At 59.9% G+C, this 14,460-nt stretch carries 12 protein-coding genes and 2 tRNA genes; 10 read left to right on the top strand and 4 right to left on the bottom strand.

Features of this window, described 5'->3' with window-relative positions:
- Window positions 1–6 precede the first annotated feature (6 nt).
- Window positions 7–771, top strand: a complete 765-nt coding sequence (locus tag AABM52_RS06140) for an ABC transporter ATP-binding protein (protein WP_150727640.1) — start codon at window positions 7–9, stop codon at window positions 769–771.
- A 70-nt stretch (window positions 772–841) separates the two neighbouring features.
- On the opposite strand, the gene AABM52_RS06135 is transcribed toward AABM52_RS06140, so the two are convergent.
- Together AABM52_RS06135 and dcd are read right to left on the bottom strand one after the other, a co-directional pair.
- Window positions 842–1,051, bottom strand: a complete 210-nt coding sequence (locus AABM52_RS06135) for a hypothetical protein (protein WP_008052149.1) — start codon at window positions 1,049–1,051, stop codon at window positions 842–844.
- A gap of 107 nt (window positions 1,052–1,158) precedes the next feature.
- A complete protein-coding gene (gene dcd / locus AABM52_RS06130; RefSeq protein ID WP_150769737.1) occupies window positions 1,159–1,725 on the bottom strand; it encodes a dCTP deaminase in 567 nt (188 codons plus the stop codon).
- Window positions 1,726–2,078: 353 nt separating this feature from the next.
- On the opposite strand from dcd, the gene AABM52_RS06125 reads away from it, so the two are divergent.
- Entirely contained in the window at window positions 2,079–2,288 is a 210-nt protein-coding gene (locus AABM52_RS06125; RefSeq protein ID WP_002554837.1) for a cold-shock protein, read from the top strand.
- A gap of 150 nt (window positions 2,289–2,438) precedes the next feature.
- Here AABM52_RS06125 and AABM52_RS06120 read toward each other — a convergent pair whose 3' ends face one another.
- Window positions 2,439–3,446 (bottom strand): DUF481 domain-containing protein, encoded by a 1,008-nt coding sequence (locus AABM52_RS06120; RefSeq protein WP_347910930.1) that lies wholly within the window; start codon window positions 3,444–3,446, stop codon window positions 2,439–2,441.
- Between the two features lie 163 nt (window positions 3,447–3,609).
- Between AABM52_RS06120 and AABM52_RS06115 the strand changes: the two genes are divergently transcribed.
- The 4 genes from AABM52_RS06115 (at window position 3,610) to AABM52_RS06100 (ending at window position 8,398) form a co-directional block, all read left to right on the top strand.
- Window positions 3,610–3,963, top strand: coding sequence for an MGMT family protein (locus AABM52_RS06115; protein ID WP_347910929.1), 354 nt, complete (start codon window positions 3,610–3,612; stop codon window positions 3,961–3,963).
- Between the two features lie 44 nt (window positions 3,964–4,007).
- Entirely contained in the window at window positions 4,008–5,567 is a 1,560-nt protein-coding gene (locus AABM52_RS06110) for an AmpG family muropeptide MFS transporter (protein ID WP_347910928.1), read from the top strand.
- A 142-nt stretch (window positions 5,568–5,709) separates the two neighbouring features.
- Window positions 5,710–7,425, top strand: a complete 1,716-nt coding sequence (locus AABM52_RS06105; RefSeq protein WP_347910927.1) for a proline--tRNA ligase — start codon at window positions 5,710–5,712, stop codon at window positions 7,423–7,425.
- Window positions 7,426–7,444: 19 nt separating this feature from the next.
- Entirely contained in the window at window positions 7,445–8,398 is a 954-nt protein-coding gene (locus AABM52_RS06100) for a hypothetical protein (protein WP_347910926.1), read from the top strand.
- A gap of 60 nt (window positions 8,399–8,458) precedes the next feature.
- On the opposite strand, the gene dinB is transcribed toward AABM52_RS06100, so the two are convergent.
- The gene (gene dinB, locus AABM52_RS06095) at window positions 8,459–9,520 is read right to left on the bottom strand and encodes a DNA polymerase IV (protein WP_347910925.1); all 1,062 of its coding nucleotides are present in this window, start codon (window positions 9,518–9,520) and stop codon (window positions 8,459–8,461) included.
- Window positions 9,521–9,821: 301 nt separating this feature from the next.
- On the opposite strand from dinB, the gene AABM52_RS06090 reads away from it, so the two are divergent.
- From AABM52_RS06090 to AABM52_RS06075, 4 genes are all read left to right on the top strand, one after another.
- Window positions 9,822–9,898, top strand: a tRNA-Met gene (locus AABM52_RS06090).
- A gap of 232 nt (window positions 9,899–10,130) precedes the next feature.
- Window positions 10,131–10,207 (top strand) — tRNA-Met (locus AABM52_RS06085).
- Between the two features lie 280 nt (window positions 10,208–10,487).
- Window positions 10,488–13,130 (top strand): bifunctional lysylphosphatidylglycerol flippase/synthetase MprF, encoded by a 2,643-nt coding sequence (gene mprF, locus AABM52_RS06080; protein WP_347910924.1) that lies wholly within the window; start codon window positions 10,488–10,490, stop codon window positions 13,128–13,130.
- On the top strand, window positions 13,130–14,425 hold the full coding sequence (locus AABM52_RS06075) for an AcvB/VirJ family lysyl-phosphatidylglycerol hydrolase (protein ID WP_347910923.1): 1,296 nt from the start codon (window positions 13,130–13,132) through the stop codon (window positions 14,423–14,425). Before mprF ends, AABM52_RS06075 begins: the two co-directional genes overlap by 1 nt.
- Window positions 14,426–14,460: the final 35 nt, after the last annotated feature.

The raw sequence follows: 14,460 nt of genomic DNA, 5'->3' as shown, positions 1-14,460 counted from the left end.
TGCCCCATGTACAAACTGACCATCGAAGGCCTGCATAAAAGCTACGGCGACCATGAAGTCCTCAAAGGTGTTTCGCTCAAGGCCAAGACCGGCGACGTCATCAGCCTGATCGGCGCCAGCGGCTCGGGTAAAAGCACCTTTCTGCGCTGCATCAACTTCCTGGAACAACCCAACGACGGCGCCATGAGCCTCGACGGGCAGAACATCCGCATGATCAAGGATCGTCACGGCATGCACGTGGCCGACGCCGATGAACTGCAGCGGATTCGCACCCGCCTGGCCATGGTGTTCCAGCATTTCAACCTGTGGAGCCACATGACGGTGCTGGAAAACATCACCATGGCGCCGCGCCGGGTACTGGGCTGCGACAGGAAAGAAGCCGAGGACCGCGCCCGGCGCTACCTCGACAAGGTGGGGCTGGCGTCCCGCGTGGCCGACCAATACCCGGCCTTCCTGTCCGGCGGTCAGCAACAACGGGTAGCGATTGCCCGTGCACTGGCCATGGAGCCGGAAGTCATGCTGTTCGACGAGCCGACCTCGGCGCTGGACCCGGAACTGGTGGGTGAAGTGCTCAAGGTGATCCAGGGCCTGGCCGAAGAAGGCCGGACCATGATCATGGTGACCCACGAAATGAGCTTCGCCCGCAAAGTGTCGAGCCAGGTGCTGTTTCTGCACCAGGGCCTGGTGGAGGAAGAAGGCGCGCCGGAAGAGGTGCTGGGCAATCCGAAAAGCGAGCGGTTGAAGCAGTTCCTCAGCGGCAACCTGAAGTAACGACTACAGCAAAACCTGTGGGAGCGAGCAGGCTCGCTCCCACATTATTTTGATCTGTAGTCACTGGTAATCAGACGACAGGCGCAGGCGGCGGCTCATCCGGCAGCGTAGGCTCGCCCGGTTCGTTAGGCTGTTCGTTAGGGGTATCAGGATCAGGCTGGCCGGGAATACCCCCTGCCATGCTGACGGGCGGGTGTGCCAACAAGGACCAGGCCAGAACGCCAACCTGATTGGGTTCAAGCCTTGCCAGTTCGGCACTGATTCGCGGATCGATCTTCATTTAACGCTCCTGAGCGATGGCCCGACCCGCCTTGCGCGGATCGGAACAGTACACCCCATAGAGTGTACGCTCGCTCAGGAATTCCCGACATTTGTCAGACGGTTGACTCAGGTGCGCGGCAGGGTCACGCCACGCTGGCCCTGATACTTGCCGCCACGGTCCTTGTAGGACACTTCACATTCTTCGTCGGACTCCAGGAACAGCATCTGCGCCACGCCTTCGTTCGCGTAGATTTTCGCCGGCAGATTGGTGGTGTTGGAGAACTCCAGGGTCACGTGGCCTTCCCACTCAGGCTCGAGCGGCGTGACGTTGACGATGATGCCGCAGCGCGCGTAGGTGCTTTTGCCCAGGCAAATGGTCAAAACGTTACGCGGAATGCGGAAGTATTCGACGGTGCTGGCCAGGGCGAAGGAGTTCGGCGGGATGATGCACACGTCGCTGTGGATATCGACGAAGCTGCCGGCATCGAAGTTCTTCGGGTCGACGATGGCCGAATTGATGTTGGTGAACACCTTGAAATGATTGGTGCAACGCACATCGTAGCCATAGCTCGACACGCCGTAGGAGATCACACGGTTATCGTCGCTACCGCGCATCTGGCGCTCGACGAAAGGCTCGATCATGCCGTGTTCCTGCGCCATGCGGCGAATCCACTTGTCCGATTTGATGCTCATGGCGGGTGTCCTGAATAGCGAGGTCGAAAAATTCTGTCCGGCATCTTACCGGGCGCGCCGCCGGGTTCAAAGTCCGCGGTGCAATTCTCGCCGAACAGGCAGGAATTACCTGCTCTGGCGACGAACCGTCACACCGCCGATCCTTAAAACAGAGAAACCTGTGCAAGAAGCATTGGCACGTCCCGTAAAAAGGGTTAAGGTGGCGTCACTGTGCTGCTTGTGTCACTGAGAATCTCTACACGATATGTTGAATTTCGATCCAACCATCTACAAGAATTTTTCCTGCTCTTTGCACTCAGTCTCGGCCAGGGTTCTTCCTGAGTCGCAGTTATCTTTGTTCAAGGAGTTACACCATGTCTAATCGCCAAACCGGTACCGTTAAGTGGTTCAACGATGAAAAAGGCTTCGGCTTCATCACTCCACAATCCGGTGACGACCTGTTCGTTCACTTCAAAGCTATCCAATCCGACGGCTTCAAAAGCCTGAAAGAAGGCCAACAGGTTTCTTTCATCGCTACCCGCGGTCAGAAAGGCATGCAAGCTGAAGAAGTTCAAGTTATCTAACTTGTACTTGCTTTAGTAAAAAGCCCCGCCCTCAACAGCGGGGCTTTTTTGTGGGCGGGTGTTTTGTCCACGCAAAAAAAGATCGCCACCTTCGACAGCTTCCGGGTTGACCCTGCAGGCGCTGTCGTAGGCGGCGATCTTTTGATGTTCTTACCAGGTCACGCCAAACCCTGCGGTGTAGCGTGTCTTGTCCAGATCCGAATCGTCGGTGCCGCTGATGATGTCGCGCTCCGCCTTCAGGTTCAGCGAAGCCCAGTCAGTCACCTTGTAGCGTAACCCCATCTCGGCATCGAGCGCGTAGTCGGCCACACTCGACAGCGGCTTGCCAACCTCACCATTGGTGAAGAACTCGACACGCTTGCCGACCAGGTAGCGATTGTAGTCCCACTTCATGGCCAGGGCGTAGAAATCGTCATTGCTGCCATCGGAGAATTCATAGTCCGTACGGTTGACCAGCGAGCCCAGGGAGAACGCCCCGAGTTCGTTATCCCAGAACTGATAGCCGGGACCGGTACCGACGGTGCGTTGACGGGAAAGGTCTTCAACCTTGTCGCGCTTGTAGACCAGGCGCCCCTGCCAGAACCATTGCTCGGTCAGGAATCGGTCGATGGAGTACTCCGCCCGCCAGTTGTCCGTGGTCACCACGTCATCCTGAAACTCACGGTTGTATTCACCTTCAGCGGTGTGCCGCCAGCGACCGTGTCGCGCACTGGTCTTGAAATCAATGTCGTAGTCATCGGTGTCGTTTTCCGCCCGCTGGTAATCCAGCGCGATATCGATGTTGCCTTTCCACACCAGATCCTCGACCACCGGTTTTGGCTTGAGAATCTGCTGGATGCTCGCCAGTTCGACCGTCTTTGGTGCCTCGCCGTTGGCCAGCGTGACCTTGCCGTCGTCCGCCGCTTTCAACGATTTGGCTTTCTCGCCACTGTAGGCATCCTGCTTGACCAGCAACTCCTGATCGCTGTCCAGGGTCTTGACCTGTTTCCAGTCGATCAACACCGCACCGGCGTACTCGGTCTGAATCAGCAGCTTGCCGCCATCGAACAGCGTGATATTGCCGCTCAGCTTGTCACCGTTCTTCAACCACACGGTATCGGCCAGCAAGGGAGAGGATGCGCCAAGGACGGCGAGACACAGCAGGGATCTGGACAACATAAACAAAATACAGGCTCAGGCTTGCTAGAAAAGTCGGCATTATCCGTAGGAACAAGGCCCTGACAAGGACTGACCCGACTATTTCTGTTGAGTTCATTTCTCAACTTCCTGCGCAGGAATTACTCTACAGATGGTAAAGCAATCTTCCTCAGGACTGACGGACGTGACCGATCCAACCGATGAACCCGAGAGCGCAGCGCAAATCCGACGCACGGCGCTGTATTTGACACTGGCCCAAGTACCCGAGGGCAAAGTCGTCAGCTACGGCCAACTGGCCGAACTTGCAGGACTGGGTCGCGCCGCCCGCTGGGTCGGGCGCACCCTCAGTCAACTGCCCGGCGACAGCAAGTTGCCCTGGCACCGTGTTCTGGGCGCAAACGGTCGTATCAGCCTGCCGGTGGGCAGCCCTTCGGGTGATGAGCAGCGCGCACGATTACGCATGGAGGGCATCAGTATCCTGAACAATCGTGTTGATATTCAGCGCCATGGCTGGCGCCCGGTAGAGCACAGCGGTTAGAGTGCGCGCTTTGTTTCCGTATTTCTTGAGGCAGACTCCAGCCCATGCCCCGTAAAACCTGGCGCGCCGCGCTCGCCGCTTATGCCAGCCCCTCGACACTCGTGCTGTTGCTGCTTGGTTTCGCCGCCGGCCTGCCTTACATGCTGGTGTTTTCGACACTCTCAGTCTGGCTGCGTGAAGCCGGCGTTGCGCGTGAAACCATTGGCTATGCAAGCCTGATCGGCCTGGCGTATGCCTTCAAATGGGTCTGGTCACCCCTGCTCGACCAATGGCGCCTGCCATTGCTCGGTAAACTCGGGCGACGACGATCCTGGCTCGTGCTGTCCCAGGCACTGGTCATCCTGGGCCTGATCGGGATGGGTTTCTGCGACCCGCAAAAGCATTTGTCCTGGCTGATCGCCATTGCCGTCGTCGTCGCTTTCGCATCAGCGACGCAGGACATCGCGGTCGACGCCTACCGCCTGGAAATCGCCGAAGACAACCGCCAGGCCGCACTCGCCGCCAGCTACATGTCCGGTTACCGGGTCGCTGCGCTGTTGGCTACCGCAGGCGCGCTGTACTTCGCCGAAGGCTTTGGCTCCACCGGCTTCAACTACAAGCATTCGGCCTGGGCCGGCACTTACATCCTGTTCGGTGCCCTGATGATCCCGGCACTGCTGACTTCCATGTTCATGCGCGAACCACCCGTGCCCTTGCGCACGCAACTGCAGGCCGGGCGCTACAGCTTCGTGCATCAATTGGCCTCGGTGTTCGTGCTGATCATCTTGCTGGTGTCCGTGCCGGCCATGTTCACCCAGCTCTACAACACCGACTTCGCCAGCGTATTGTTCGAAGGCATGAGTCCGCTCGACCTGCTGCTCGAAGACCGCGCCTTCCTGCGAGCCATCCTCTATATCACGCTCACCGCCCTGTGCCTCTCGGCCATGGGCCGTCGTGGCTTGGCGCCAGTGCTGACACCGGTCAACGACTTCATCCTGCGATACCGCTGGCAAGCGCTGCTGCTGCTCGGCTTGATCGCCACCTATCGGATGTCCGATACGGTCATGGGCGTGATGGCCAACGTGTTCTACATCGACCAGGGTTTCACCAAGGACCAGATCGCCAGCGTCAGTAAAATCTTCGGTTTGATCATGACCCTGGTCGGCGCCGGCATGGGCGGCCTGTTGATCGTGCGTTTCGGCATCCTGCCGATCCTGTTCATCGGCGGTGTCGCATCCGCGGCGACCAACATCCTGTTCCTGATGCTCGCCGACATGGGCCCCAACCTGAACATGCTGGTGCTGACCATCTCCCTGGACAACTTCAGTTCGGGCCTGGCGACCTCGGCGTTCGTCGCCTACCTGTCGAGCCTGACCAACCTCAAGTTCTCCGCCACCCAATACGCCCTGCTCAGCTCGATCATGCTGTTGCTGCCACGCCTGATCGGCGGCTACTCCGGGGTCATGGTGGAAAAGTTCGGTTACCACAACTTCTTCCTGATCACCGCCCTGCTGGGCGTCCCGACCCTGCTATTGATCGCCTTGCACTGGTTCCAGGAGAACCGCCGTGCAGGCCCGACACCGACACCGGAACCGATGCAGACTCCAGTCGCCGAAGAGTCGTAGGCGCTTACGCAGGAAGAATCGCGGAGGGCCGAGTGAATCGCGCCCTCCTGCCACACCGCCGACCGCACGCCTGTACGCCAGCGGATCTCGCCCGTACAATGCTCCGTCATTTCTCGTCATCAGCAATCGATAACGGCCAACCATGCGCACCAGTCAATTTTTGCTCGCCACACAGAAAGAAACGCCTTCCGATGCGGTCGTGATCAGCCACCAGCTGATGCTGCGCGCCGGCATGATCCGCAAACTTGCCTCGGGCCTGTACACCTGGCTGCCGATGGGCTTGCGGGTAATGCGCAAGGTCGAAGCCGTCGTTCGTGAAGAAATGAACGCCGCCGGCTCTCTCGAAGTGTTGATGCCGAGCACTCAACCGGCTGAGCTGTGGCAGGAATCCGGGCGCTGGGAAGAGTACGGCCCTGAATTGCTGCGCTTCAAGGATCGCCACGGTCGCGATTTCTGCGCAGGCCCGACCCACGAAGAAGTCATCACCGATCTGATGCGCAACGAATTGAGCAGCTACAAGCAGCTGCCGATCAACCTGTACCAGATCCAGACCAAATTCCGTGACGAAATCCGTCCACGCTTCGGTTTGATGCGCGGCCGCGAATTCATCATGAAGGACGCCTACTCGTTCCACGCCGACCAGCCTTCGCTGCAGGTCACCTATGACCGCATGCACCAGGCCTACTGCAACGTGTTCACCCGTCTTGGCCTGAAGTTCCGCCCTGTAGAAGCCGACAACGGCTCCATCGGCGGTGCCGGCTCCCACGAGTTCCACGTACTGGCCGAGTCCGGTGAAGACGACATCGTGTTCAGCAACGGTTCCGACTACGCGGCGAACATCGAGAAAGCTGAAGCCGTGCCTCGCGAGACCTCGCGTGCCGCACCGAGCGAAGAACTGCGCCTGGTCGACACCCCGAACGCCAAGACCATTGCGCAACTGGTCGAAGGCTTCAACCTGCCGATCGAGAAGACCATCAAGACCCTCGTGGTTCACGCTGAAGAGCCAGGCAAGCTGATTGCCCTGATCATCCGTGGCGACCACGAGCTGAACGAAATCAAGGCCGCCAACCAGCCTGGCGTTGCCAGCCCACTGGTCATGGCGTCCGAAAGCGAACTGCGCGACGCCATCGGTGCCGGCGCCGGCTCCCTCGGCCCGTTGAACCTGCCGCTGCCGATCATCATCGACCGCTCCGTCGAGCTGATGAGCGACTTCGGCATCGGTGCCAACATCGACGACAAGCACTACTTCGGCGTGAACTGGGAGCGTGACTTGCCTGTTCCGACCGTTGCCGACCTGCGCAATGTCGTCGCTGGCGACCCAAGCCCGGACGGCAAGGGCACCCTGGAAATCAAGCGCGGCATCGAAGTCGGGCACATCTTCCAGCTGGGCAACAAGTACAGCAAAGCGATGAAATGCGAAGTGCTGGGCGAGAACGGCAAGCCGGTCACCCTGGAAATGGGTTGCTACGGTATCGGCGTGTCCCGCGTGGTGGCGGCTGCCATCGAGCAGAACAACGACGAAAAAGGGATCATCTGGAGCGACACTCTCGCGCCATTCCAGATTGCCCTGGTGCCGCTGCGCTACGAGACCGAGCAGGTTCGCGAAGCCACCGACAAGCTGTACGCGGAACTTACCGCTGCCGGCTTCGAAGTGCTGCTGGACGACCGCGACAAGAAAACCAGCCCGGGCATCAAGTTCGCGGACATGGAGCTGATTGGCATTCCGCACCGGATCGTGGTCAGTGACCGCGGTCTCGCCGAAGGCAACCTGGAATACAAGAGCCGCACCGAGGCCGAGGCGCAAGCGCTGCCGGTCGCCGACGTGCTGTCGTTCCTTCAGGCCCGCATCCGCCGCTGATACCAGATATAGAGACGTCATGTTCAAGCGAAACACCTTAGGCCTCGGTGGTGCCGCCTTGTGCGGCGCCCTGCTGGTCAGCGGCTGTGCCAACCACATGTCGCAACGCAGCGAGCAAGAGGAACGGGTCGAGCGCAAATTGCTCGATCACAGCCTGCAGATCGATGTCGGTGAGCCCAAGGTGCTTGAGCTGCCGCAACGGCGGGTGAAAATCCACGAGCAGAAGACTTTCGAAGTCACTGAGTACGAAGTCACGCGTCACTACGACCGCTATACGCCGTACCAACCCTGGCGGGAGATTTACGAAATTCCGCTGGGCGCGGTGGCCGTGGTGGCGGGTATCGGTGCCAACGTGGTCAACGTGTTCGCCCTTGGCAATCTGCCGGACAGCGTGACCAAGGACTGGCTGAGCTACGGTTTCGCCGGGCTCAACCCGTTCATGAACACGCAGTCCCACGGTCGCGCGCAGCAGAACCTGGCCGGCATTGATGAAGTCCAGCGCGACAAGCGCACGGAATACTCAAGCCTGCCCTGGAGCGAGCGCCCGGTCGAGGTCAAGGCCGGCAAGGAAACCTTCGAACTGACCACCGACAAAAACGGCGTGTTGCGCCTGAACCTGCTGGACAACCCGTTCGCAGAACATGACATCAATCATCTGAGCCGGTTGCTGATCCGTGTAGAGGATGCCCAGAGCAACGTGCACAACGATTCCACCTTGGTCATCAGTAGCAATTTGCGCAGCAAGCTCTATGAGGCCCACGGGCTGATTTATGACGATCTCGAAGGCGACGAAGTCAATCAGTGGGTCCACCGGGTCAAGCGCCTGTCGGAGCTGGGTCTTGAAGAAGAAGCCAGCGAACTGGAACAGAGCCTGATCGAATTGACGCGCAACGATCCAGAATTGCAGACCGAATTCCTCAAGTCACTAGCCCGGAATGGTGAGCGACTGGTGGCGAATCCGGGGCTGAACTAAAAAGCCAGAAGCCTGCTCGCGAAGGCGGCCTGACATTCACCACCAAACCTCTATCTTCCGCTACCGCTCAAACAACTCCATCTGCTCAAACCCACCCCGCAAGTCCTCCAGCCGCACGCCGACACCCAACAACCGCACCGGTTTACCGCCGCGATTGAAAGCCTGGGTCAGCATCAACTGATAACTGCCCAAGTCCCGCCCCGCCCCGGCCTGCTCCAGCGTGGTCTGGGTAAAATCATGAAATTTCACTTTGACGAATGGCTTGCCGGGACGATAGCTGCTGTCGATTCTCGCCATGCGGCCAGCCAGGGTCTCGAGGAGCTCGGGCAACTTGTCCAGGCAGCTCTTCAGGTCCGGTAGATCAACGTCGTAGGTATTTTCAACACTGATCGACTGACGCCGACTGTCGTTGTGCACCACACGCTCATCGATCCCACGGGCCAGGCTCCAGAGTCGCTCGCCAAAGCTGCCGAACTCACGCACCAACGCCAACTTGTCCCACTCACGCAATTGCAGGCAATCGGCGATACCCAGCTTGCCGAGCTTGTCGGCAGTGACTTTGCCGACCCCGTGCAATTTGCTCACTGGCAAGCCACTGACAAAGTCCTCGATCTGGTCCGGGGTGATGACAAACAGGCCGTTGGGTTTTTTCCAGTCACTGGCGATCTTGGCCAGAAACTTGTTCGGCGCCACGCCCGCCGACACGGTGATATGCAACTGGTTGGAGACCCTGCGCCGGATGTCCTGGGCGATTCGCGTTGCACTGCCAGCGAAATGCGCACTGTCCGACACATCGAGGTACGCCTCATCGAGCGAGAGTGGCTCGATGATCTCGGTGTAATCGCGAAAGATCGTGTGAATTTCCCTGGATGCTTCTCTATAGGCATCCATGCGTGGCTTGACGATGGTCAGGTCCGGGCACAGCTTCAAGGCATGCCCGGAGGACATCGCCGAACGCACCCCGTACGCTCGCGCCTCGTAATTGCAGGTGGCGATCACCCCACGCCGGTCCGCCGACCCACCTACCGCCAGCGGTTTACCGGCGAGGCGTGGGTCGTCGCGCATCTCGATGGCCGCATAGAAGCAGTCACAATCGACGTGGATGATCTTGCGTTGGGTCATAGCAAAGCCGTGTTCATGGCAAAGAAAAGGCGTCATTACGTGCCGGATAAACAGTATCTCACCGACACCTGTATATAGCACCAGTAGTCTGAATGTTCTTTTCCATTCGTAGGAAGAGTCGATTGTGAATTTGTTTTTTTCAATCGAAAAGTTACTTTCAATAGACCCACAGGCCTTGCCCTGCCTGCCTCACAGACCGGTCGGCCTCCCCTTTTGAACGCTAACCAATTGAACGGGAAGAGGTTTTAACGGAATTGGAGGTTGACACCCGAGCGCATCTCTATAGAATGAGCCACACAGACGCGGGATGGAGCAGTCTGGTAGCTCGTCGGGCTCATAACCCGAAGGTCGTCGGTTCAAATCCGGCTCCCGCAACCAAACATCAAAAAAGGCTACTCGAAAGAGTGGCCTTTTTTGTGCGCACTCGTTTTGTAGCATCGAACGCCGAAACACGGCCTGGGCGCTCAACCAGAGCGAAACCGGAAATCGTTCTGATTCCGAAACTTAGGCCACCCCTGCGACCGTTTGACGCGATTCAACATTTATTTGACCTGCTTCAGGATTAACGGTTGACACCCCGGCGTATCTCTATAGAATGCCGCCACACAGACGCGGGATGGAGCAGTCTGGTAGCTCGTCGGGCTCATAACCCGAAGGTCGTCGGTTCAAATCCGGCTCCCGCAACCAAACATCAAAAAAGGCTACTCGAAAGAGTGGCCTTTTTTGTATCTGTTGAAAAAGTCCTTTCGCAACAATGACCTGTCACTGTGCAGCAAGCCGCTTGGGGGGTCACCCATGCGCCGGGTTCAGACTATGCTCTATCACAGGCTCAAGCCTTCACGACTGATAACGCGCCGTCCCCGTTGCCCGGTGATAGGCGTTAATATTTGTGATTATTTTTTTCTACAGGGATTGGTAACTTGGCTGGATACCTCCATCCTGTCGCGCACAATCCAAGAGGTGATTGATGCGCGCCAACTCGTCTGATTCACAAGACACTGTCACAGCGACACAACCGATCAATGCCGAGCGCCTGCGCCTGCTTGATCGATTGAGCAAGTACCGCCAACCCATCGGCCTGGCGGTCACCCTGCTGCTGTTCGCGATCGCGCTGATTGCCTGTCGCCACCTGTTGAGCGAACTCGACCTTTACGCGCTGCACGACTCGATCCTCGAGGTTCCAAAACCTGCCTTGATGGGCGCACTGGGCGCAACCGTGGTGGGCTTCATTATTCTGCTCGGCTACGAATGGTCGGCCAGCCGCTATGCCGAAGTGAGCCTGGCACCGCGCACGTTGGCGCTGGGCGGTTTCACGGCCTTCGCCATCGGCAACGCCATCGGTCTTTCAATGTTGTCGGGCGGTTCGGTCCGCTATCGCCTCTATGCCCGCCATGGCCTGGGAGCGGCTGAAGTCGCCCGCATGACGTTGTTCGCCAGCCTCTCGCTGGGTTGCGCCCTGCCACCGCTGGCCGCCCTGGCGACGCTCAGCGACCTGCCAGCGGCGTCCTCCGCCCTGGGACTCTCCGAGACGCTGCTGGGCGTGGTGGCGACCGCCGTGCTCGTGCTGTTTTCAGTGGTGGCCATCGGTATCTACCGTCGTCGGCTGCCGGATCAGCCTTACCCGGACAACCTGCTGGTCAGGGTCGGGCGCCGCACCTTGCGCCTGCCCGGGCGTCGCCTGACGTTCCTGCAATTGATCATCACCGCCCTGGACGTAGCCGCCGCCGCAACCGTGCTCTATCTGCTGCTGCCGGAAACACCACCTTTCGGTGCGTTCCTTCTGGTTTACCTGCTGGCTCTGGCTGCCGGCGTGCTCAGCCATGTGCCGGGCGGTGTCGGGGTGTTCGAGGCCATTTTGCTGGCGGCGTTTTCCGACACCCTGGGCGCTGCGCCACTGGCGGCCGCCCTGCTGCTCTATCGTTTGATCTATGTGGTCCTGCCCCTGCTGGTGGCCTGCCTGTTGCTGCTGATCAACGAAGGTCAGCGCCTGTTCCAGACGCGCCAGACGTTGCGAGCGGCATCGGGCCTGGCGGCTCCGATACTGGCGGTGCTGGTATTCCTGTCCGGTGTTGTCCTGCTGTTCTCCGGCGCCACCCCGGAAATCGATACCCGCCTGGAACACATCGGCTTTCTGATCCCCCATCGACTGGTCGATGCTTCGCACTTTGGCGCCAGCCTGGTCGGAGTGCTTTGCCTGTTGCTGGCCCAGGGACTGCGTCGCCGGCTGTCGGCCGCGTGGATGCTGACCACCATTCTGTTGCTGGTCGGCGCCCTGCTCTCGCTGCTCAAAGGCTTCGACTGGGAAGAAGCCAGCCTGATGGTGCTGACAGCGAGCCTGCTCGGGGTATTTCGTCGCTCGTTCTATCGCCCCAGCCGCCTGACCGAACTGCCGTTCTCGCCGCTGTATCTGGTGGCCAGTCTGTGCGTGCTCGGTGCGTCGATGTGGCTGCTGCTGTTCGCCTACCAGGACGTTCCCTACAGCCACCAACTCTGGTGGCAGTTCACCCTCGACGCCGACGCTCCTCGCGGCCTGCGCTCGCTGCTTGGGGCTGCCGTGTTGCTGGTGGTGGTGTCCCTGACCTGGCTGCTGCGCACCGCGCGTCCGGTCATTCACCTGCCCACGCCCGACGAACTGGAGCGCGCCAGCAAGATCCTCATGGCTTCGGCCCAACCGGATGGCGGCCTGGCCCTGACCGGTGACAAGGCGCTGCTGTTTCACCCCAATGACGAAGCGTTCCTGATGTACGCCCGTCGCGGCCGCAGCCTGGTGGCGTTGTATGACCCGATCGGCCCGGGCCAGCAACGGGCGGAAATGATCTGGCAGTTCCGCGACCTGTGCGACATCCACCACGCCCGTCCCGTATTCTATCAAGTGCGCGCCGAGAACTTGCCGTACTACATGGACATCGGCCTGACCGCGATCAAGCTCGGCGAAGAAGCCCGGGTCGACCTCAAGCGTTTTGATCTCGAAGCCAAGGGCAAAGAGATGAAGGACCTGCGCTACACCTGGAACCGTGGCACCCGTGATGGCCTGTCCCTGGAAATCCATGAACCGGGCCAGGCGCCGATGGATGAACTCAAGGTGATTTCCGATGCCTGGCTGACCGGCAAGAACGTCCGGGAGAAAGGCTTCTCCCTGGGCCGCTTCAGCGATGACTACCTCAAGCATTTCCGCATCGCGGTGATTCGTTTCGAAGGACGCCCGGTGGCGTTCGCCAACCTGCTCGAGACCTATGGCCATGACCTGGCCAGCCTCGACCTGATGCGCGCGCACCCGGATGCCCCGAAGCTGACCATGGAGTTCATGATGGTCGGCCTGATTCAACATTATAAAAACCATGGATACGCGCGTTTCAGCCTGGGCATGGTGCCGTTGTCGGGGTTACAACCCCGTCGCGGCGCACCTCTGACCCAGCGCCTGGGCTCGATGGTATTCCGCCGTGGTGAGCAGCTGTACAACTTCCAGGGCTTGCGCCGTTTCAAAGACAAGTTCCAGCCTGATTGGGAACCCCGTTATATGGCCGTGCCCGCCGGACTCGATCCGCTGGTTGCGCTGGCCGACACTGCCGCCCTGATCGCGGGCGGCTTGACCGGATTGGTGAAACGCTGATGATTCAACGCTCCTTGCGGTATGTATTGGGCACGCTGGTGATAGTGGCCCTGATTCTCGGTGGCGGTTACTGGTACCTGAAACGCCCGGCACCGGAACCGACCCTCGAATTGCTGACCCCGGCCGGTGGTGCAGCGATGACCCGTGTCATCCCCGGCACCAACCCGCGCGCCCAGGTGCTGGTGGCGGTCAATGAAGACCAGAAACTCAGCGACAAGCAATTGATCACACTGAGCCGCAGTGGTTCGGCGCAAATTGTCCAGGTGATCCTGCCCAAGGATTGCCTGCTGCAAAGCCGCGCCCTGCAATCGGGCCTGCGAGAACTCAAAGGCCCGGCGACCCTCGTCAGCGGCATCGGCCCTGGCGCCGTGCTGGCCTGGCGCTGGTTGTCCGAGCAAAAGAACGACAAGGCCTACGCCATCTCGGTCGACCTGGCCCTGGAAAAGGGTGGCTGCACGCACCTGTTGCCGAAAAGCGCCGCCCACGGCCACTGGCTGGCGGCGTGGAACGACAACCCGGACGACACCAGTGCCGGCTTCGTGCGCGATCAACCGAACGCCGAAACCAGCATCAGCGACTACGACATCAACCTGCCGCAAGTGCTGAACAACGAACTGCGCAAGATCCTCGTCGGTGGCGACAAAGCCGCTGGCGGCCTGCAGATCCCGGTGGTCGAAGTGCCGGCAGGCCAGGCCAGGGACACCGTGACCCTGTTCCTGTCCGGTGACGGCGGCTGGCGCGACCTCGACCGCGACGTAGCGGGCGAGATGGCCAAGATCGGTTACCCGGTGGTCGGCATCGACACCCTGCGCTACTACTGGCAGCACAAGAGCCCGGAGCAAAGCGCGCTGGACCTTGCTGAACTGATGCAACATTACCGGCAGAAATGGGGCACCAAGCGCTTCATCCTGACCGGCTACTCGTTCGGCGCCGACGTACTGCCGGCGATCTACAACCGTCTGGCCGAATCGGAACAGCAACGCGTCGACGCGATCATCCTGCTGGCCTTCGCCCGTACCGGCAGCTTCGAGATCGAAGTCGAAGGCTGGCTCGGCAACGCCGGCAAGGAAGCCGCCACCGGCCCGGAAATGGCCAAGCTGCCAGCCGCCAAAGTGGTGTGCATCTACGGTGAAGAAGAAACCGATGAAAGCGGCTGCACCGACAAGACGGCGGTGGGTGAAGCCATCAAGCTGCCCGGCGGCCACCACTTCGACGAAAACTACCCGGCGCTGGCCAAGCGCCTGGTGGATGTGATCGAGAAGCGGCAGGCGAAGGAAACGGCTGCTACAGAGTGATCTGACAGCCAGCAAAAAGCCCCCGCAGCCCTTAC

Source organism: Pseudomonas grandcourensis, from assembly GCF_039909015.1.
GTDB classification, from domain to species: domain Bacteria; phylum Pseudomonadota; class Gammaproteobacteria; order Pseudomonadales; family Pseudomonadaceae; genus Aquipseudomonas; species Aquipseudomonas grandcourensis.
Note: the sequence above shows the minus strand (reverse complement) of the source record. Positions and strands in the feature narration are given on the sequence as shown.